Source organism: Paenibacillus foliorum (genome assembly GCF_013141765.1).
GTDB lineage: Bacteria > Bacillota > Bacilli > Paenibacillales > NBRC-103111 > Paenibacillus_S > Paenibacillus_S foliorum.
This window is the reverse complement of sequence record NZ_WHOD01000087.1, coordinates 40,516-60,351: the sequence shown is the minus strand read 5'-3', so window position 1 is coordinate 60,351 and position 19,836 is coordinate 40,516. Positions and strand designations below refer to the sequence as shown.

The following is a 19,836-nucleotide window of genomic DNA, read 5'->3' as shown; positions in this document are numbered from 1 at the left end:
CCTTCTTAGGAAATAACGAATCCTTGTCCTTCCACTACTCAATTGGAGGGCAAGTTGTTCATGTTAAAATTAACCATTCAAATAGGTCAAAAAAAACAGCGGTGGGAAATATCCCACCGCTGCTCGAATTACAATTAATATTCTATTAATTGATTTTCATGGCCGCTTGTATTAATTTGGCTTTGATGTTTGGATCTTGATCGATGAAGGCATACATTTTATCGACAGCATCTTTGTTTTGCAAGTAATCCTTCTCGCTCTGAATAGCTTCATGAGACCAAAGAAGCAATGACTTCTCAGCAGCTCCCAGATCATTCAATGCGTTGTGCAAGCTCGTTTCTTCAACCAGCTCTTCAACTTTCTCCTGGGTAACGACTCCTAGCAGCTTGACGGTTGCAAGCTTATTTTGAAAAGCCGCATTCGCTTTTTCAAAGCGTTCTTTGGCCTCTTTGTATTCACTTTGTTGCTTGGCTAGTTTTGTTTTTTTCATACGTATGACCACCTCTTCATCTTGATTGGTTCGGGCCTGGCTACTGACCCCATTCTATTCCTTAATCAACAGCTATCTACATAGCATATCGCAGGACAAGAACATTTTCAAATGTGTTCAACCACAAAATTTAAATTACTATAAAAGCTTCTATCCCTTCCAGCCTCTCTTTGCTTAGAGTGGGATAATCGCTCTTGTTCTATTCATCCAATATGGTCATCATCACAAACCGTTACCGCATAGTGTAAACGCTAATTTGCATTTTGTCTATCTTTTCCTGTTGACGGGACAGACATTTTCTGTTTTGCCTATGCATAACCTTTATAATCACGCTGTCACTGTCGAAAAGTTTAATTGTTGTCGACTAAACACATCAAGAAGGGATGAAAGCTATGTGCGGGATAACGGGATGGATTGAATGGAAAAAGGATTTAACCCAATATCCGTCCATTCTGGAAGATATGACGGATACTTTATCAGATCGTGGTCCTGATGCTTCGGGCACTTGGATAACTCCTCATTGCGCGCTTGGACACAGACGTCTTTGCGTAATGGATCCAGCCAATGGTATACAGCCGATGATTCGCAAATACGGCGAAAACACGTTTACCATCGTCTACAATGGAGAGCTCTATAACGCCCCCGAGCTAAAAAGAGAACTCCAATTGCGCGGTCATACATTCACTACCACATGCGACACTGAGGTGCTGCTTGTATCATTTATCGAATGGGGACGTTCCTGCGTTGACCGTTTGAATGGCATTTTTGCTTTTGCCATATGGAATTCCATTGACCAATCCTTATTTCTCGTACGCGATAGACTCGGCGTAAAACCGTTCTTTTATTCATATGAGGACGGTAGACTTCTATTCGGCTCCGAGCCTAAGGCCATTCTAGCTCATCCTGATTTCCCTGCTCAAATCAGTGGTGAAGGACTTGCCGAAATATTCGCCATTGGCCCTGCTCGCACTCCAGGTCATGGAGTATACCGCAATATGTCTGAATTAAAGCCTGGCCACTGCATGGTTATGGATCGTAATGGCCTGAGCATCCGCGCTTACTGGAAGCTAGAAAGCAAGCCACACGAAGATGATGTCGATGCAACAGCAGAGCGAATTCACGATCTCCTCAAGGATACGGTAATTCGACAATTGGCATCAGATGTACCTATTTGCACGCTGCTGTCAGGAGGACTAGACTCCAGCGCTTTGACTACATTTGCTTCCAATTATTATAAAGAGAACCAGACGGGCACTATTCACACTTATTCAATCGATTATGTGGACAATGACAAACATTTCAAAGCCAATACCTTCCAGCCTAATTCCGATGCGCCTTGGATTAAACGGATGACCGAGTTTCTAGGCAGTGAGCACCATTTCCTCGAATTCGATACACCTGAGCTTGTCGACTCACTCAAAACAGCCGTCTATGCCCGTGACCTTCCCGGAATGGCTGACGTGGATGGCTCCTTATATTTATTCTGTCGCGAGATAAAAAAAGATGCCACTGTAGCCATTTCAGGAGAAGCCGCCGACGAGATCTTCGGAGGTTATCCTTGGTTTCACCGTGAGGAAGCCTTAAACGCCGGCACCTTCCCATGGTCATTAGCTACCAAGGACCGCGTAGATCTGTTATCTCCCGATTTCGTTCGATGGGTAAAGCCTGAACAGTATGTTAAGGAGCGTTACAGCCAGGCGCTTTCTGAAGTGCCGCGGCTAGCTGGCGAAAACCAGAGTCAAAACCGAATGAGGGAAATGTCTTACCTTAACATTACCCGCTTCATGCCGACTCTTCTTGACCGTAAGGATCGGATGAGTATGGCAGTCGGTCTCGAAGTGCGCGTTCCATTCTGCGACCACCGTCTGGTGGAGTATGTCTGGAACATTCCTTGGGAGATCAAAACGTCCGGGGACAGGGAAAAAGGCATCCTGCGCCGTGCGCTGCAAGGCGTTCTCCCTGAAGACGTACTCACTCGCAAAAAGAGTCCCTATCCCAAAACGCATAACCCGAGCTATTTAAAAGCAGTTAGATCATGGGTGTTGGACATACTGAATGATTCAAGCTCCCCTCTGCTGCCATTTATTGATGTTGCAAAAATACGCAGCTTGGCTGAAGGGGATTCTAGCCAATTCAACCTCCCATGGTTCGGTCAGCTGATGACTGGCCCTCAGCTGTTCGCCTATTTGGCACAAGTGGATACTTGGTTAAGACACTATAAGGTTTCGATTCGTTGATCTGATTAATGAGGGTAGACAAAAATGAGACGAGGCAACGCCACAGCCACACGCGGCTCCTCGTCTATTCCCGTCTAAACCTCAATAGCTTTCCATAACATTCGTATGGCAGACCCTCGATGGCTGATCGTATTCTTTTGTTCCAATTCAAGCTCAGCCATTGTCCTATCAAAATCCGGTATGTAGAAGAGCGGATCATAACCAAAACCATTGTCCCCTCGCGCCTCCGCAATAATTTCACCATCGCAGCTAGCTTCTACTTGAACAATTGGATTACCAGCCGAATCAACCAAACAGATCGAACATACAAACTGAGCTGCGCTTAATGAATTCGGTTTGGACAACGAATCAGATGGCTGCTCCGGAAGCCCCTCTAATTTTGTCAGTTCCTCCAGCAGCTTGCGGTTATTTTGCTCGTCCGTGGCATGCTCTCCCGCATACCGTGCAGAAAACACGCCTGGCTCGCCGTTTAATCTGTCCACACACAAACCAGAATCGTCTGCAACGACAGGAATGCCCAAAAGCTGAGCTATGGTACGGGCTTTAATCAGAGCGTTATCAGCAAAAGTAACCCCATCCTCAACGATATCAGGCATATCACTGAAATCACGCAAGCTTTTTACAACAAGCCCTTTCTCCAAGAACATCGACGCCAGCTCTTTGACTTTGCCAACGTTTCGTGTAGCTACAACGATCTCAGACCCTTGCGGTAGCATGGGATGCACTCCTTATCCGGGCAGATATTTCCGGCCCCAAAGCCGTCTCCTGTTCACGAATCATAGCTTGAATGCCTGTTTCAGCCAAGGCTAACAGCTCATCCAGCTCACTGCGGGAAAACGGAGCATCTTCACCAGTCCCTTGAACTTCTACAAATTTACCCTGGCCTGTCATTACCACATTCATGTCAACCTTGGCTTTAGAATCCTCATCATAATTAAGATCCAGACAAGCTTTTTCATTAATCACTCCAACACTAACGGAGCCAAGAAAATCGGTAATCGGATACTTCGACAGCTTCTTTTCCTTCACAAGCGTATCAATAGCCATCGACATCGCTACAAATGCCCCCGTAATAGACGTCGTGCGTGTCCCTCCGTCCGCTTGAATAACATCGCAGTCTAATGTGATGGACCGCTCTCCCAATGATTCTAAGCTGACCACGGATCGAAGCGCACGTCCAATCAAGCGCTGGATTTCCATGGTACGGCCTCCCAGCTTACCCTTTGCAGATTCCCTCTGATTGCGAACCTGGGTTGCTCTTGGAAGCATGGAATACTCCGCTGTCACCCAGCCTTTACCCTGCCCTTTCATAAAGGGCGGCACTCTTTCTTCCACCGTTGCCGTACAAATGACCTTCGTGTCCCCTACTTCAATCAATACCGAGCCCTCGGCATGCTTGCTATAGTGAGTTGTAATCGAAACAGAACGGGTTTGATTTTCCTGTCTCCCGTCTTTTCTCATGTGTAATTCCTCCTAAGGGTTTTGCTACTGCAAAACCGGCATCGTAAGCATGGACTAACTATCGTAAGCTAAATTTCAACCTTCCTATTGTACCAGAGCGGCGCTTCAAGTTCCAACAAATAGAGGGAGCCTCGGCTCCCTCTGTTGATAATCCATCTATTCACATTTTAATGTGTGCTATTTGGTTCAAATCATGTGTAATTCACAATTTTATTTGGTTAATATTCAATGGACGGCTTACAGGCTTGCTGTAGCTTTGATTCTCACTGGTTGTAACCTTCGCCTCGCCATTAACTGTAATTTGTACTTTCGTTGCGGAGCCTGAGTTTTCTGTAAGCGAGAGTACTACTGCGTTTAACGCTTCAGCAGGCGCCTTTTTATCAGGACCTAGCACTTTTTCAGAGAAATCGACCGTTATTAAGTTTTCTGCCTTCTGAATTTTCTTCAGCTCCGAACCCGGCGTCATAACGGCGGCAAGCCCTTTCTTCTGGTCCGGCCCTGCAATAAGCTGCTCTATTACCGCTTTAGCAATATTATCTGTGCGTTTAACCATTCGAGTAACAGGCACATAATATTTGTAATTGTCATGATTTTGTCCGAGGAAATAAATCGTTACAGGTGTAGATTGCCCGTATTCGACTCCCTCCGGCTTTTCTATGTTGATGCCAAGCGCTCTTGTAAGCGGCTCATCGAGCGGTGTTCCACCTTGAGGCATTTCTTTAAGTGCCTTGCCTTCAACGCGAAGCTGTACCTTTTCAACAGATGGGAATCCTGTTAGCGTCCAAGTTATAGCCTCCAAAATTTTCCGTTCATCCTGTACGTTATAATCTGTAAATGACTTGGAGAAATCCACAACGGCAAGCTTCTGGTCCTTTAAAATATTGATTCCCTTGACGATTGTGCCTTTTGGAATAACCGGGGTAAAGCCCGTTGGCATTTGCCCAGCAGATGCACCGTCCTCCACCATAGACTCCAAAGCTTTCTTAGCCACTTCCAAGGATTTCTCGACAGTCAGTCCAACGGGAGCTATAAAACCGTTATTGTCCTTGGCATAGACAGTAATCGATGAGGGATTCTGAATAATGCTGCCAGTCACTGCCTTCACTGCTCCTGCATCAGCGCCCGCACCTGTTGGCGGAGGATCGATCGATTGCGAATGTTCCTTAGTTCCTAATATGGAGCAGCCTGAAGTAAGCAGCATCACGATGCCCGTCACTGCCACCCATCGAATCCATCTGTACGGTTTCATAGATGATTCCTCCTTGAAAATATGGATTGTTTGTCCTTCTCTCTTAATCCAACTATACGAGGATGAGACAAGTTTTATGACAATCATTTTTGTGAAATTCTAAACGATTAAATGACATCTTATTGCTTTTACCTTATTCTTATTTCTATAATGAGAATAGATCTATGTAACTACTTAGAAGCACAGTCACTCCCAACTAAAGAGGTGAGGGCGATGGATAACAATTACACGGTTCAGGACAAGTTTTTTCGGCAGTTGATCGACCATAGCGAGGATTTCATCCTAGCCACAGGCCTTGATGGATTAATAACCTACAGCTCTCCTTCCTTCCAGAGATTGCTGGAATTGCCCCACGAAGAATTAGTAGAACGGGACTGCTGCAGCCATATTTACGAACAAGATGCACATCGATTTCTACACAACTTCAATCAATTGATTGAAGACCACGAACCTTTTACTCTCGAGTATAGGTACGAATTAAATAACGGAACTCTGTTGTGGGTCGAAGGCAGGGCATGCTTAATTATGGATGAAGGCTCTCCAATCGGGGTTGGACTTATCTCAAGGGATATCAGCCGCTATAAATCCGTGGAAGAGAATTTAGTCCGTATGGCCTACTATGATTCTTTAACCGGATTGCCGAACAGACGACTGTTCCATGATCGTTACAACCAATCTATGCTGCTAGCCAAAAGATACCAGCGCAAGCTCGCTGTCTTTTATCTGGACTTGGATGACTTCAAAGCAATCAATGATAATTATGGACATGCTGTAGGAGACGAACTCCTGCAAAAGGTTGCCGCACGGCTTTTACATTGTGTAAGGGACCCTGATACCGTAAGCCGTTTAGGCGGGGATGAATTTGTAATTTTACTGCAGCAGTTTGAGGTGCCTGAAGACCTTGATAAGGTAGCGCATCGTGTGCTTAATGCACTTAACAACAGATTTGTCATTGGACAACATGAGATTTCGATTACATGCAGTATAGGCGCTGCCTTTTATCCTCAAGATGGTTGTGGAGAAAATTTAATACAATCGGCAGATAACGCAATGTATCAAGCCAAAAAACATGGTAAACACTATTCGGAACTCTAATCTGCTTTCTAACCCCTATGGAACTTTCCCGGATATTAGCCTTCAGGAGGAGATAGATTGATATGACATACAATTTGAATTCGAAGCTGGTAGCACAGGCAGCGAACGACTGGCTGAAGCAACGCGGAGTAACCACCCTGGACATTGCGGAATTAACCTTTTTTCTGCAAAAGGATTACTATCCAGGCCTAACGATGGATGAAGCCGTAATAAGCGTGGAAGCAGTTATTCAGAAACGTGAGGTTCAAAATGCGATCCTTACAGGGATCCAGCTGGATATACTTGCGGAGGAAGGCAAGCTGCTCGCTCCTCTACAGGAAATGATCGAGAACGATGAGGGACTTTATGGCTGCGATGAGATACTTGCCCTGTCCATCGTTAATGTGTACGGGAGCATCGGATTTACAAATTTCGGTTATGTCGATAAGCTGAAGCCAGGGATTCTGAAAATGCTCAATGATAAGCACGGAGAGCATAAGCATACTTTCCTGGATGATATAGTCGGGGCAATTGCGGCAGCAGCAAGTAGTCGGATCGCCCATCGCAAACAAGCTGAGAAGGAAGATCAGCAACCGCAATCATGAGCAATCAATTGCGCCCGTTTATTGGGTACATTGATTGCATAACGCTGTACAAACAAATTAGCCTCCCTCCACTATTCAGTGGTTAGGGAGGCTAATTTGTTTGTAATCTAATCATTGGGGCCATGCAAGTTATGAAGAAATAAAGTTCCGTTTAAGTATCTACGTGCTAATGAATGAAAATAAGCGGTTTGTACGGAAACCATCGATATAAACAGCAAATTGCGAAGTGCTTCTTTTTGCTGAGGATTCAAATGACTGAGATTGTACACATATTGGTCTGCTTTATGCCGAATGGTCGATTCCGTCAACGCATCATAATTAGGTTTACCCGCACCATGTCCTTGCACATCAAGAAGCTGGTCATTATTAGCGTCCATTTCTTCAAACAGACTGTTGTAGGCCACATACAGATCGGTTGGCCCCAGTAGATCGTCCGTTTCATCATCCGGCTGTTGGAACGTAATTTGGAATAATTTACGTATCGACTCGAAATCCAGACAGTTCTTCAGATCATCAATAATAAACAGCATAGCGGCCTGATCGATTGAATATTTTTTCCCTTCCTTGGGCGATCCTAAAAAATCTTTAAAATCTCTTTTAACCCAATTTTGCATAGAAGTAATGGAAACATTCGTATATTCTATTTGATTGCCTAGAGATACTATATCCAGTAAGGAAAAGCCTCCAACACTGTCGTTTTTTATCATTTTTTCAAGAACCGGAGGCAGATGGGTCGACAGGAATGCAGATAGAGGGGTACCTTGCTCTACATCAGTTCGATGGTTTTTTTTCCAAGCCTCTCGCAAAACCGTTATAGGTGTTTTAGTTGCCCTTCCTTTCATAGAGAGGAGCATAATTGCCATTTCTTTACGAGTTAGAGTAAAAGTTTCCAATGTGAGCCCCTCCTTCTACGCACTGCTACATTCTTTTCTGATTATAAGTTCATTTGAACTCATCATAAAACTAAGGAAATAGTTTGTCAAAGGAGATATTTGTAGATATCCTTAGGATTTGCCGTTCTAATGAATCAAAATAGCCCCATTCTGAGTCAGGCAGCCCTTCATTCAGCTTTGTTATTCCAATGACATGTATTATAATAAGTTCATAAGAACTCATTCGATGAAGTTCAAATACTCTTTACTAAAGGAAGGTAGATATGGGCTTCAATTTGTTTTTAGTGGCAATTTTGATCTTGCTTTCCGCATTTTTTGTTGCAACGGAGTTCGCAATTATCAGATTGCGTTCCAGCCGGGTCGACCAGTTGGTGCTTGAGGGACGTAAGAACGCAATTGCGGTACAGAAAGTAATAGGAAATCTCGATGGCTATTTGTCCGCTTGTCAGCTGGGCATAACTATCACTGCTTTGGGATTAGGGTGGCTCGGCGAACCGACCGTTGAAAAGATCCTCCATCCCTTATTTCAATCGCTTAATTTGAGCGAGGATTTAAACCAAATTGTGTCTTTCATTATTGCTTTTGTATTTATTACTTATATTCATGTAGTGTTGGGTGAGCTGGCTCCTAAATCACTAGCCATTCAAAAAGCCGAGCAGATCAGCTTGCTTACCGCTACGCCTATTATCTGGTTTTCCAAAATCATGTACCCTTTTATTTGGGTTCTTAACGGCTCCGCGAATCAGCTAATTAAGCTATTTGGATTAAAACCTGCAACCGAACATGAGGAAGCCCACTCGGAGCAAGAGATTCAAATTATCGTATCGGAAAGCTATCAAAGCGGCAAAATTAATAAAACCGAGTACGGATACGTAAATAAAATATTTGCTTTTGATGATATGCTAGCAAGAGAGATCATGGTTCCTCGTACCGATATGATCTGTCTCTTTTCGGATCGATCCCTTGAGGAGAACTTGAAAATCATTCGCCGCGAGCAATACACTCGTTTTCCTATCGCCCAAGAAAGTAAGGATAACATTGTAGGGATTATTAATACGAAGCATTTTTTCTTGAATTATGATAATAATCCTGAGGAATTTGATTTCAAATCTTTAGTACAGCCTGTACTTACGGTTCCTGAATATATTCCGGTTAACACTTTATTAAAGAGGATGCAGAAGGAACGTGTTCACATCGCGATTCTCGTCGATGAGTATGGCGGAACCTCCGGGCTCATTACTATGGAAGATATCCTTGAGGAGATTGTCGGGGAAATTAGAGATGAGTTCGATGCGGATGAAGTCAAGGAGATCGAAAAAATCGACGATAACAATTATATTTTTGATGGAAAAGTTTTATTGCATGAGGTTAATGATTTACTAGGTACCAATCTGATTAATGAGGACGTCGATACCATTGGCGGATGGTTATACACTCAAATCCCAGATCTGGAAGCCGGAAAAAGGTGGAATTATGATGACGTCTCATTCGTGATCCTCAAAAAAGATAGCCACCGAATTCGTAAAATTGAAATTCAGAAGCTATCGCCTGCCTCAACTGTAGAATAAACACAACTTCCACAATTAGTAATAGTCAGGATAATATGATTGGAAGCCGGGATCACTCCCGGCTTTATCTTTAAGGAGAGATCTGGATGCCTCTTAAGACGATTGTATTTATTGTTGTATCGATCTTATTGTTATATGGTCTTTTTACAGTAGGCTTTCCTTTTTTGTTGGCTTTACTTATCGCCATTCTATTGGAACCGGTTGTACTCTGGATGATGAGGAAGTTCCGGTTTAACCGCATTGTGAGTGCTGCAATAACATGCTCTTTATTGATTGCGGGGATTCTTAGCGCTTTTTTTCTCATAGGATTGAAAATTTATTTGGAGTTTGTAGAATTCGTAGGAAAAATCCCGATGATACTTAGCGAAGTCGATCTCTTTGTGAAGGAAGCATTGACGGGTCAAGGGATTATTTATAGATCATTTCCAGTGGAATGGGCGGGTTATATTCAAAGTGGGCTGATTATGGGGGTGGATTCATTAACGGATGGCCTTAATCGCATTATCTCCTCAGCCTCCGGAATGATATTGAATGTAGCTAAAACACTGCCTAACTTATTAATATTCTCGATTGTATTTATCCTAGCTCTATTCTTAATCAGTATTGGTTTGGAGCAAATAAAACGAACCTTCCTCCATTGGTTTTCAGATGGGACCCGCGGTAAGATGGAAAGTGTCCTGAGTCATCTTCGTGAAGCGATTATTGGTTTTCTGAAAGCTCAAATCTTGATCAGTGTCCTTACATACATAGTGACTTTAATTGGGCTGTTATTTCTAGGAACAGGGTATCCTTTGGCGATAGCTCTAATAATTATAATCGTTGATCTGCTGCCTATTCTAGGCACAGGCTCCGTGTTAGTTCCATGGGCTGCTTATAGCTTTATTCAAGGGGACTTGAATCTGGCTATTGGTCTTCTCATCTTGTTTCTTGTCATCACCGTATTCCGTCGAATAGTCGAACCGAAAATTGTGGGAGATGCCGTAGGGATAAGTGCTCTGGCAACTCTGGCCAGCTTGTACATCGGATTTAAATTAATAGGTGTAGCTGGTTTATTTCTCGGCCCGATTGTCATTATATTTTTCCAGGCACTTAAGAAGGCCGGGATAGCCAAAATTAAAATTGATTTGTAAAAAAATCGACCAGCCCTTATGCGGCTGGTCGATTCCTTTTGAATCATGATATTAGGCGGAGTCTGATGGCTATTTCAGCATGAGAAAAAGCTTGCCGCCAACGCTCATGAGTCCAGACGCCGCGGTAAAGAGAACGCACCGTTCGTCCGATATCAAGCGGATCTGTTCCTTGCAGCTGCAATCTATGCACAAGCTCGGTCATATTCTGAGCCATTGTCTTCTCTGATATTTCTCGGTTAAGCATCAGCCGATCATCCTGCTTCACTTGCTTCACGGTAACGGTGACCGCCCCATTAATTCTGGGAGCTTTCAAATCTCCATTGCTGCTCCATTCAGTATGACAGCTTAAGCTCCGGCCTCCAGTCTCCACGGCCTGACCATCCAGACAAGCTAACAGCCCCAGCTCATCTGCATTTAAGAAGAGAGCGGGTCCGCGACCACGAAGCACTGCCGCCTTCACTTCAACTCCTGCTGCGCCGCTATTCTGTGCTTGCATTCTTAAATAGGGTACAAGTGTGTCATGCCTTCTACCATCCCCGTCCATCCGATGCTTAAACTGCTGTAGGCCACTCTCAATAAGCTGCAGCTCAGGCAGCCAAGCCGTGAGTGGAGCTTGCCCTATAAACACATCTGCAGCCCCCTCCACCATCGCTACGAGTGGCTGCGGCCCATCCAGCTGCTGAGACGCCTGATAGGGCAGCTTTCCTCCGTTAGGCGCTGTACCATGCCGTTCTACAAATTCCGTGCCAAGCAGAATAACAGGTGGTGTTTCCGCAGCAGTTAACGCCGTTATTCCTCGAGGCAAACTCGTCATCCTCACATTCCCTTGTGCCGATACATCTACAGCTATTACCTGTGATACTGTATTTGCTGCTGTATCAGCCCCAGCAGTAGCTTTGGCTTTATGATTTTCTGAGCATCCGGATAAAAGCGCTAGCATTACTGAGGCAAGAAGCATAATCCTTCCATCGACCATCCTCATCCTTCGTACACCCTTTCTTGATAAACAAAACCGATGATCTCAGCGTTCCCAAATTCAACCATAATCATGCAAGGAAATGAATCTTAACAACCTGCGTGAAAAAGCTTAGAGGCTTCCAAGTAAATCGGAATCACTGCCCCTATGCACGAACGATCTTTGTCCTGCACAAGTGGACGTCGGCTTGCAACTGGCAACATACGTCTTCGATGAGAGCTTAAGATCTCTAATGTACTCAATGATCTGGGGATTTTTTGTAAGTGTATTTGTGAGGCTGCTATGAGCCCTGATAAATTTTAGTGGAACAGGTATTTCCGTTATTTCACCTGCCGCCTCCAATTTATGGCGATAGCGGAAGTCAGAATTCCGTTATTTTGGATGAATAGGCGTACTATGCACAAAAACAGAGAGATAAAGGAACTAGCTGTTCCGTTATCTCTCTGTTTTTTGAGTTTTCAAGGAGATAAAGGAACAAATACTTCCACTATTCTCGTTCACTTCTTTGGATATGGCTGTAATTTAACAGGATATCTGAGTTCCACTCGGATTAGGCTTCTAAACATGTAAGTAAGTCAGGGTGCTCGCTCACCCTTTATTCCTTTAGCGCAGTAAATATTTCATATATTCTATACAAGATACAATAAAAACATCCGCCTATTAGACGGATGTTCTCAGGAGAAGAGACTATATATAAGCCTATGCTTGAAAGTATGCCATGGCTTCTTGTTCTACTTGCTTAACCATCCCTGTTTCACGCAAATAAATAAGATGCGCCAGCGTCTCGGAAAGAGCAAACCTAAGCTGATGAAGGGTCAGCTTGTGACCGAAGGTATTCCGGCATACCTCGTAGGCCGTCTGCGGTCGTTCAATCAGCATCCCCCGCATCAGCTCCAACCGTGACTCATGATGCAGGATGAGCTCTTGTGTCCGCAACCCAAACTTCTCAAAAGGCTCCCGATGTCCCGGGTAAGCCCATGCCACCTCATAGCGGCCTATTTCTTCAAGGCTTTGCAAAAAGCTTCCAAGTGGATTCTCATCGATTCCCCCAGGCAGATAGCTAACGTTCGGGGATATCTGCGGTATTACATGGTCACCGCACAACATTTCTTTGGTTTCCGCTCTGTAGAAGCACACATGCCCCGCTGCATGGCCCGGAGTATGCAGGGTTTCGTACTCGTGATCACCCAGTCTTATGCTATCGCCAATGGTAATCATCGATACCTTCGGCTGCGGCGATACCATGGAGACAAAGCTGTCCATATGATCCTGCATGGACAGCAGCATTTCGTCTGGCATCCCATGACTGGTAAAGAGACGCAGCAATGACGCGGTCATCGGCTGCCCTTCTCCCCACAGCAGATTTACCTGCTCGTAGCCTACAGAAGACATACGGACCGGAGCATTCGAGCGCTCTTGAAAATAACCGGCAAGACCGTAATGATCAGGATGATGATGAGTCAACACGATCTGCTCAATATCCCGAAAGCCTATGCCAAGCTCATTCATCACCTGCGCCCAGAAAGACTCCGCTGCTTCTGTATGCAGGCCCGGATCAATTAACGTATATCCGTCCACGCCTCGGATCAAATAGCTGTTGACCCAACGAAGCGGAAAGGGAAGTGGCGATTTGATCTGGTATATAGAATCATTATGTAAGGTAAATAGGCTCATGGAGTATTAATTTCCTTTCCGGCGCCCAACGAAAATCATCCGTTTCGAATCGGCTTTATTGTAGGGAGAAGCATCATAGCCACCATATATATGTTGCACATCAAGTCCAGCATTATCCAACATACCTAAGAATGTATCGAGTCCTAACAGCTTTACTTGCTCCGAATACGTACGCTCTTGTGTGCCAGGCTCACGGATAACTATACTTTTCCGCACAAAGCCCTCCTCAATTTTACGAGTTTCCTCTATGATGCAATCCCCTTCCTCCCGCTTCGAAAAAGGAACTAAATTCGCGATTACATAATCAGGATTTAAAAAGTCTATAATGAACTGCCCGTGTTCTGGGGAAAGCAATCGGTGAATTTCCCGTAATACCTTTTCATTCTCATCAGCCTCTTCAAAATAACCAAACGAAGTAAACAAGTTAACTACCGCATCATAAGTTTCGCTTAGCGGCACCTCGCGCATATCCCCTTGCAGCCAACGAACCTTCTCTTCCGTATCTATACGTACTGCTTCTCGAAGCAGTACGTCTGACAAATCAACTCCGGTCACCTTGAAGCCGAAATCAGTCAGCGCCATCGAATGCCTTCCCATTCCACAGCATAAATCAAGCACCTCGGCCCCAGCTGGCAGTTGAAGCCATTCCATCATCCGTTTGACCTCGTTATAGGCTCCCTCAAGATCCCGGTGTTTATATACTAATAAATAATCATCGCCAAAGCTTTTTTTGTACCATTCTGACATGATCTTCTCTCCTTAGAGTTCCTGAAAATAATTACCATAATATAGAAATGAATTATTAAGTCGTATGATCTGCAAATGCAGTACTCTTATCTTACCAAACTTCGCAAGGATGTCACAATGACTTCAGGTTGATTCCGCATATTGTTCTATGGTTTAGAGCTGGTTACTGGTGTATAATGTAAGCTTAAATGTAAGCTCACAAACGATACTAGCGATGTTCAAAAAAATAGTCAGATAAGATGCTGCGGGAAACTTTTTTTGCTGTATAAGGCTTTCCGGGGATAAGTGGGGGTTAAGGCTAACCATGCAGTTATTATCCATACATGAAAGAATCGGCAGCCGCAAACACAAGGAAATATACGAGCTCATTCGGCGCCAGGGCACTGTATCCAAAATTGATTTGTTAGAACAAAGTCAAATGACAGGCAGCACTCTAACCCGAACCCTTGAGGAATTAACGGCACAGGGCTGGCTTGTAGAAGCTGGATTCGGAGAATCAACTGGAGGCAGACGCCCCATTCTATACCAGACTAATCCGTTGGCGGGCCATGTATTCGGCCTTGATATTTCCCGAATGAGCTCCAAGCTGATTTTATGCGACTTGCATATGAACAAACTGGAATCCAAAAGCTGGATAATGGACGAAAATATGACGCCTGTACGCCTTCTAAATGAAATCGCTGAGACAGCGCTTGCTATGATGGAAGCTCATGGACTTACAGCAGATGGTGTACTTGGTATGGGAATCGGGGCTGTTGGACCCTTGGATCGCTTTGCGGGGGTTATCATGGAGCCGTTATATTTTCCTGCGGCCGGTTGGCGTGATGTTCATATAACCAGCTTTTTGCAAGAGAAGCTTGGGTTCCCCATTTCACTCGATAACGGTGCAAACACTGCAATCATAGGTGAATCATGGTCAGATCGCAACCGCGACTATCGCCATTTACTTTACGTCCATGTAGGCGTCGGAATCCGATCCGCTATGATGTCCAATGGAAAAGTGGTGTATGGCGCTGTCGACATGGAAGGATCCATCGGACAAATGATTATTCAGACGGACGGTCCAAGGCTTGGAGATCATGGCAACTATGGATGTCTGGAAACATTCGCGTCTATCCATGCTTTGGAACAGAAAGCACATTCGCGGTTAAAGCAAGGACGTGAAAGCTCACTTAGGTATATGGAAAAGGATCCGGATAAAATCAGTTTCACGCACTTGGTTCAAGCTTTAAAAGAAAACGACCCTCTAACCGTCGAAATTTACTCACAAGCAGCGACCTATTTCGGCATAGGCCTGTCCAATCTGTTGAACATTTTGCATCCAGAGAAAGTCATTCTCGGTGGATCATTGATCAGCAGCCATCCTAGCTTCTTTCAAATGGCTACACGCGTTGCGATACGCAATACCTACCATTATCCAACCTATCAGGTCGTTTTCAGTCAAGGCCATTTGGGTGAGGAAGCATTAGTCACAGGCGCCGCGATCATGATTATTAATCAATTGACTGAAGTCTAAAGCTTATGCACTATGCGGGATTCCCTCTAGGAAAGTCCAGTAAATACTTACGAAGCAGGCTTCCATAATGGAAAGCCCTTAGGAGGATAACTATGAACGAATCAGCCAAACCTTCCTGCTGCAGCTCAACAAGCAGATCTGCTGCGCAAAGCGTAAAGTTAGACAGCATCCATGTAACGGATAACGCTGCCCCTATAGGCACTCACTCCCCTACTCCAGCAACAGACGGGATGATTTATTTGTCTGGCGGTGATTTCCTGATGGGTACGGACGATCAGGAAGGCTTTCCACAAGACGGAGAAGGTCCTGTGCGGACCGTATCCGTCAGCCCCTTCTACATTGCTCCTTACTCTGTCACCAATAGTGAATTCCGCGAATTCGTCCAGGCAACCGGCTATAAAACGGAAGCAGAAGCCTTCGGTTGGTCTTTCGTTTTCCATCTATTTGTTTCTTCTGAAACCGCTGCCCAAGTAAAGCACGTCGTACAAAACACACCTTGGTGGTGGAATGTAGAAGGAGCTGATTGGGCACATCCAGAAGGCCCAGATTCATCCATAGAGGATCGGCTGGACCATCCGGTTATCCATGTTTCATGGAATGATGCTTCCGCTTACTGCAGGTGGTCAGGTAAACGTCTGCCAACAGAAGCGGAATGGGAATATGCGGCGCGGGGCGGCCTCGTGCAAAAACGCTACCCTTGGGGCGACTTGCTGAAGCCAGGCAGCGAGCATCTATGCAACATATGGCAAGGTAAATTTCCTGATAAAAATAATCAGAGTGACGGCTACGCTGGAACGGCTCCGGCTCATTCGTTCCAGCCGAATGGTTACGGTTTGTATAATGTATCCGGTAATGTGTGGGAATGGTGCGCTGACTGGTTCAACCCAACGTGGCATATTAACGGTCCTCGCTCCAATCCGCAAGGCCCACAGAAGGGCCTATCGCGTGTCATGCGTGGAGGTTCTTACTTGTGTCATAAATCTTACTGCAACCGTTACCGGGTTGCTGCTCGCAGCTCCAACACACCAGACAGCTCAGCAGGCAACATGGGCTTCCGCTGTGCAGCTGACGCATTAAGATAGTGAGCTTTATTGGTAGTGAACATGAAAAGCTGCAATAGATAGCAACATGAGATTCAGTTGGGGGATTTAAACAGATGGACGAAAAAAATCGAGACTTTTCAGAAGCATGCCTTAGCAATCAGCATTCTTGGACTTCCTCTGACATGATTCATAGTGACCTACTTGCAACCAAGGATCTTATTTATAATCCGTGCAGGCTTGATTGCTCTCGCCCACGCCAAGAAGCACAAAATGCTGAATATGGTGCTTATGTATTTAACTTGAATGCTCTCTCCATAAGATTTCGTGTCGCAAAACTTACTCCTACAAAGATCGGGCAATTTGTGACTTTATGGGAGAGAATTGGGGAGGGACCTATCCAACCCTATGACGTGTCAGACCCAGTCGATCTTTTCGTTATTAGTACACGCGAAGGTAGTAATTTGGGTCAGTTTATATTTCCAAAAGCTGTACTATGTGATCGAGATATAGTATCCAAAGAAGGTAAGGGTGGTAAAAGAGCAATACGCGTTTATCCGCCCTGGGACAAGCCTACGAGCCGACAGGCACAAAAAACTCAAGATTGGCAGTTGAAATATTTCCTAGAGATCCCTATGAATCTACCCATAGATATGGTTCGTGCTCAAACGCTTTACGGTTCCAAATCGTAAGTGGCCCCCCCTATATCCATAACAATGTGTTTACTCATTCATAGCACTTCCGTTATACGGACATCACCGCGTGGCACCTCAAATTGAACTGCCATGCGGTGATCCGTATTTGGTTCACCTGAATTATACATACTAGAGTGGTTTTGCTTGTGATTACCGTGTGCGCTCATATTATTTAAGAGGTCAGGGCTGCCGTTCTTCCACAGGAGCACAGGGTAAAATGATTTCCACACAGGTTCCTTCACCGGGAGTACTCTGAATGGTAATACTTCCTTTATGGTTGTTGATAATCCTTTGAGTCACCATAATTCCTAGGCCGTTTCCATTTTCCTTAATGGTAAAAAAAGGTTCGCCAACCCGCTTCAGATACTCTTCCGGAATACCGCAGCCTTGGTCAGTAACCCGGATCACTACATGGTCACTGTTGGGACTGAACAGCTCGATAATGATTTTGCCGGAGTCGGGCATAGCCTCGATCGCATTTTTAAGTACGTTAATGAAAACCTGTTTTAATTGGTTAACCTCGCAATGAATAAGTGGAACCTCCTCGGCAAACTGGAGATCAATTTCAACATTATTTAAAATCGCTTGTAATTCCAGAAGCATTCCCATGTCCTTCAAAATATCCCTTATATCAGCCAGCTGAAAGTGCGTGGCCTGAGGTTTGGCCAAGACGAGAAATTCGCCGACAATAAAATTGATCCTGTCCAATTCAGTGAGCATTATATCCAAGTAGCTTTCCTTTAGTGGGCCCTTGAGCTGCTTCTGCAACTGCACGAATCCTTTCAATGTGGTCAAAGGATTGCGGATTTCATGAGCAACGCCAGCGGCCAGCTGACCAATGAGGGATAGCTTCTCCGACCGTCTTAATACTTCTTCGGTCTGTTTTCGTGTGGTAATGTTTCTTGTGATGGAGGCTACAGCGACGATAATGCCCATTTCATCGCGAATAGGCGATATCGTTATACTAACATCGAGTAGACGTCCATCTTTGTCATACCGGATGGTTTCATAATCGGCTACCGAGTGGCCTTGAAGCATGCTGAGTACTTTATCGTTGTATTCTTCGTAATAGGGTTCGGGAATATTGGTCAGCGGCTTGCCCAGCACCTCGTCCAAGCCCCATCCATACATAGTTTCGAACGCTTTGTTCGCTTGAGTTACATTTCCTTGTAAATCCGACACATGTATCGCATCCGAAGTGTGATTTACCAATGATTCCAGATATTCCTTAGTATTCCTAAGTTCCTCCGCCGCTTCCTTAAGCTGAGTCGTATAGCTCCTTAAATTAAGCGTCATCGTATTTACCCGTGAGGACAAAAGCCCAAGCTCATCATTGCGTCGGGAGCTGGTGAGGGTGCCGAAATTACCAGCCGCCACTTCATTGACTGTTCCTAATATTTGATGAATAGGTCGAATTAATAACCCCGCCATAAAATAGCTAGTAACCATAGTTACGAGCCAAAGCCCCAATGAAATCATACACTGGACAAAAAGCTGATGATTCAGTACCTGATCAATAGCACTCCTGTCGAAATTGATTCCGATGACATAAGGATGGTTTTCTTTGACGGGAATAAAGCTTTTTATGATGTGTTTGCCGTTAAGATTAGCTTCTGTCGTGATGATTTCCCCTGTTTGGATTGTCTTATGGATATTGACCACATCGTTCTCTTCATCCTTATAGGTGTATGCCCCAAAAATAACATCACGAACGTCCAGGTTATAGACAGGGATGCCTTGCTTGATCTTAATAATCGGAGCTTTCCCAATAAAATCAGGATCAAAGCCGGTAATCTCGACAATGTTCGGATTTTTCTGCAGCAATTTGTTTACTATGGCTTCGGTTCCGGCGGTCTGCTGAAAATCCAAAATTGTTTTAGCATTCATATACGGGTTGATCATGTAGTTGGTTGTCCCGTCGTAATAGTTTCCCCATTTATTGATTATAGAAGGATCGGAGGTTGAAAAATTAATAGGGCCTGACCAATAATTCGGCAGCCTCTGCCCTTGCTGGATGGTGACATTATGCTTATCGAATAGCTGCAAAAAAGCCGCATACCAATAATCCCAGCTTTTAGAGCTTAAATTGATTTCTTTCGGATTGGAGGATTTGAGCGCTACGATATCGTTGTCCAGCTTGGACCAAAGAGTAAGATTATCGATTCCCAGTTCTTTGCTGAGAACAACCAGCTCTTCATTGGTTACCTTACTGATATCGGGATTTAATTGGGCCTGAGCGGCTATTGCGGTGGCCCTGAGCTTTTCGCCCATCATATCCTCTATGTATTGGCGGGCTTGCTGCGAAACTTCAACAGAGGCACTCATCTGTTCCGCTATGGTAAGCATTTGCTGTGTGGCGTTGGCCTGAAGCTCTTCTTTAGAAGTGAAATAATAGATGGAAATATTCAGTGTTAAGATAATAGCCACGAGTAGGGAAATACAGATAGTAAGCTTTACTTTGATCGACAAAATTCCGTCCCC

At 44.7% G+C, this 19,836-nt stretch carries 17 protein-coding genes; 8 read left to right on the top strand and 9 right to left on the bottom strand.

Annotated elements, in window-relative coordinates:
- Positions 1-145 precede the first annotated feature (145 nt).
- A complete protein-coding gene (locus tag GC093_RS22770) occupies positions 146-490 on the bottom strand; it encodes a hypothetical protein (protein ID WP_171654207.1) in 345 nt (114 codons plus the stop codon).
- Positions 491-882: 392 nt separating this feature from the next.
- Between GC093_RS22770 and asnB the strand changes: the two genes are divergently transcribed.
- Positions 883-2,727 (top strand): asparagine synthase (glutamine-hydrolyzing), encoded by a 1,845-nt coding sequence (asnB, locus tag GC093_RS22765; protein ID WP_171654206.1) that lies wholly within the window; start codon positions 883-885, stop codon positions 2,725-2,727.
- Between the two features lie 74 nt (positions 2,728-2,801).
- Here asnB and GC093_RS22760 read toward each other — a convergent pair whose 3' ends face one another.
- The 3 genes from GC093_RS22760 to GC093_RS22750 all read right to left on the bottom strand — a co-directional run bounded on the left by GC093_RS22760 (position 2,802) and on the right by GC093_RS22750 (position 5,437).
- On the bottom strand, positions 2,802-3,443 hold the full coding sequence (locus tag GC093_RS22760; RefSeq protein ID WP_171654205.1) for an XTP/dITP diphosphatase: 642 nt from the start codon (positions 3,441-3,443) through the stop codon (positions 2,802-2,804).
- Complete coding sequence (rph, locus tag GC093_RS22755) at positions 3,424-4,188, bottom strand: ribonuclease PH (protein ID WP_171654204.1); 765 nt, start codon at positions 4,186-4,188, stop codon at positions 3,424-3,426. Before rph ends, GC093_RS22760 begins: the two co-directional genes overlap by 20 nt.
- A 202-nt stretch (positions 4,189-4,390) precedes the next feature.
- On the bottom strand, positions 4,391-5,437 hold the full coding sequence (locus tag GC093_RS22750) for a GerMN domain-containing protein (protein WP_171654203.1): 1,047 nt from the start codon (positions 5,435-5,437) through the stop codon (positions 4,391-4,393).
- A 213-nt stretch (positions 5,438-5,650) separates the two neighbouring features.
- Here GC093_RS22750 and GC093_RS22745 point away from each other — a divergent pair, with 213 nt between their 5' ends.
- On the top strand, positions 5,651-6,532 hold the full coding sequence (locus GC093_RS22745) for a sensor domain-containing diguanylate cyclase (RefSeq protein WP_171654202.1): 882 nt from the start codon (positions 5,651-5,653) through the stop codon (positions 6,530-6,532).
- A 62-nt stretch (positions 6,533-6,594) separates the two neighbouring features.
- Positions 6,595-7,116, top strand: coding sequence for a phosphatidylglycerophosphatase A family protein (locus GC093_RS22740; protein ID WP_171654201.1), 522 nt, complete (start codon positions 6,595-6,597; stop codon positions 7,114-7,116).
- A 107-nt stretch (positions 7,117-7,223) separates the two neighbouring features.
- Here GC093_RS22740 and GC093_RS22735 read toward each other — a convergent pair whose 3' ends face one another.
- Complete coding sequence (locus GC093_RS22735; protein WP_171654200.1) at positions 7,224-8,009, bottom strand: DUF1836 domain-containing protein; 786 nt, start codon at positions 8,007-8,009, stop codon at positions 7,224-7,226.
- 263 nt (positions 8,010-8,272) lie between these two features.
- Between GC093_RS22735 and GC093_RS22730 the strand changes: the two genes are divergently transcribed.
- Entirely contained in the window at positions 8,273-9,577 is a 1,305-nt protein-coding gene (locus GC093_RS22730; protein ID WP_171654199.1) for a hemolysin family protein, read from the top strand.
- Positions 9,578-9,663: 86 nt separating this feature from the next.
- A complete protein-coding gene (ytvI, locus tag GC093_RS22725) occupies positions 9,664-10,707 on the top strand; it encodes a sporulation integral membrane protein YtvI (RefSeq protein WP_171654198.1) in 1,044 nt (347 codons plus the stop codon).
- Positions 10,708-10,750: 43 nt separating this feature from the next.
- Here the strand turns inward: ytvI and GC093_RS22720 are convergent, their stop codons facing one another.
- From GC093_RS22720 to GC093_RS22710, 3 genes are all read right to left on the bottom strand, one after another.
- Positions 10,751-11,689 (bottom strand): Ger(x)C family spore germination C-terminal domain-containing protein, encoded by a 939-nt coding sequence (locus GC093_RS22720; protein ID WP_171654197.1) that lies wholly within the window; start codon positions 11,687-11,689, stop codon positions 10,751-10,753.
- 693 nt (positions 11,690-12,382) lie between these two features.
- A complete protein-coding gene (locus GC093_RS22715; RefSeq protein WP_171654196.1) occupies positions 12,383-13,357 on the bottom strand; it encodes an MBL fold metallo-hydrolase in 975 nt (324 codons plus the stop codon).
- A 6-nt stretch (positions 13,358-13,363) separates the two neighbouring features.
- Entirely contained in the window at positions 13,364-14,104 is a 741-nt protein-coding gene (locus GC093_RS22710; protein WP_171654195.1) for a class I SAM-dependent methyltransferase, read from the bottom strand.
- A gap of 304 nt (positions 14,105-14,408) precedes the next feature.
- Here GC093_RS22710 and GC093_RS22705 point away from each other — a divergent pair, with 304 nt between their 5' ends.
- The 3 genes from GC093_RS22705 to GC093_RS22695 all read left to right on the top strand — a co-directional run bounded on the left by GC093_RS22705 (position 14,409) and on the right by GC093_RS22695 (position 17,352).
- The gene (locus GC093_RS22705) at positions 14,409-15,620 is read left to right on the top strand and encodes an ROK family transcriptional regulator (protein WP_171654194.1); all 1,212 of its coding nucleotides are present in this window, start codon (positions 14,409-14,411) and stop codon (positions 15,618-15,620) included.
- 92 nt (positions 15,621-15,712) lie between these two features.
- The gene (locus tag GC093_RS22700) at positions 15,713-16,702 is read left to right on the top strand and encodes a formylglycine-generating enzyme family protein (protein WP_171654193.1); all 990 of its coding nucleotides are present in this window, start codon (positions 15,713-15,715) and stop codon (positions 16,700-16,702) included.
- Positions 16,703-16,776: 74 nt separating this feature from the next.
- Positions 16,777-17,352: a MepB family protein gene (locus GC093_RS22695; RefSeq protein WP_171654192.1), complete on the top strand. Its 576-nt coding sequence runs from the start codon at positions 16,777-16,779 to the stop codon at positions 17,350-17,352.
- 183 nt (positions 17,353-17,535) lie between these two features.
- Here the strand turns inward: GC093_RS22695 and GC093_RS22690 are convergent, their stop codons facing one another.
- Positions 17,536-19,824, bottom strand: a complete 2,289-nt coding sequence (locus tag GC093_RS22690; protein WP_171654191.1) for an ATP-binding protein — start codon at positions 19,822-19,824, stop codon at positions 17,536-17,538.
- Positions 19,825-19,836 lie beyond the last annotated feature (12 nt).

Excerpts from the sequence above, each read along its gene's own strand:
- GC093_RS22745 (WP_171654202.1), top strand. The coding sequence starts at position 5,651 with ATGGATAACAATTACACGGTTCAGGACAAGTTTTTTCGGCAGTTGATC.
- ytvI (WP_171654198.1), top strand. The coding sequence starts at position 9,664 with ATGCCTCTTAAGACGATTGTATTTATTGTTGTATCGATCTTATTGTTA.
- GC093_RS22720 (WP_171654197.1), bottom strand. The coding sequence starts at position 11,689 with ATGAGGATGGTCGATGGAAGGATTATGCTTCTTGCCTCAGTAATGCTA.
- GC093_RS22700 (WP_171654193.1), top strand. The coding sequence starts at position 15,713 with ATGAACGAATCAGCCAAACCTTCCTGCTGCAGCTCAACAAGCAGATCT.
- GC093_RS22740 (WP_171654201.1), top strand. The coding sequence starts at position 6,595 with ATGACATACAATTTGAATTCGAAGCTGGTAGCACAGGCAGCGAACGAC.
- GC093_RS22730 (WP_171654199.1), top strand. The coding sequence starts at position 8,273 with ATGGGCTTCAATTTGTTTTTAGTGGCAATTTTGATCTTGCTTTCCGCA.
- GC093_RS22710 (WP_171654195.1), bottom strand. The coding sequence starts at position 14,104 with ATGTCAGAATGGTACAAAAAAAGCTTTGGCGATGATTATTTATTAGTA.
- GC093_RS22770 (WP_171654207.1), bottom strand. The coding sequence starts at position 490 with ATGAAAAAAACAAAACTAGCCAAGCAACAAAGTGAATACAAAGAGGCC.
- GC093_RS22705 (WP_171654194.1), top strand. The coding sequence starts at position 14,409 with ATGCAGTTATTATCCATACATGAAAGAATCGGCAGCCGCAAACACAAG.
- GC093_RS22760 (WP_171654205.1), bottom strand. The coding sequence starts at position 3,443 with ATGCTACCGCAAGGGTCTGAGATCGTTGTAGCTACACGAAACGTTGGC.
- GC093_RS22750 (WP_171654203.1), bottom strand. The coding sequence starts at position 5,437 with ATGAAACCGTACAGATGGATTCGATGGGTGGCAGTGACGGGCATCGTG.
- GC093_RS22695 (WP_171654192.1), top strand. The coding sequence starts at position 16,777 with ATGGACGAAAAAAATCGAGACTTTTCAGAAGCATGCCTTAGCAATCAG.
- GC093_RS22715 (WP_171654196.1), bottom strand. The coding sequence starts at position 13,357 with ATGAGCCTATTTACCTTACATAATGATTCTATATACCAGATCAAATCG.
- asnB (WP_171654206.1), top strand. The coding sequence starts at position 883 with ATGTGCGGGATAACGGGATGGATTGAATGGAAAAAGGATTTAACCCAA.
- rph (WP_171654204.1), bottom strand. The coding sequence starts at position 4,188 with ATGAGAAAAGACGGGAGACAGGAAAATCAAACCCGTTCTGTTTCGATT.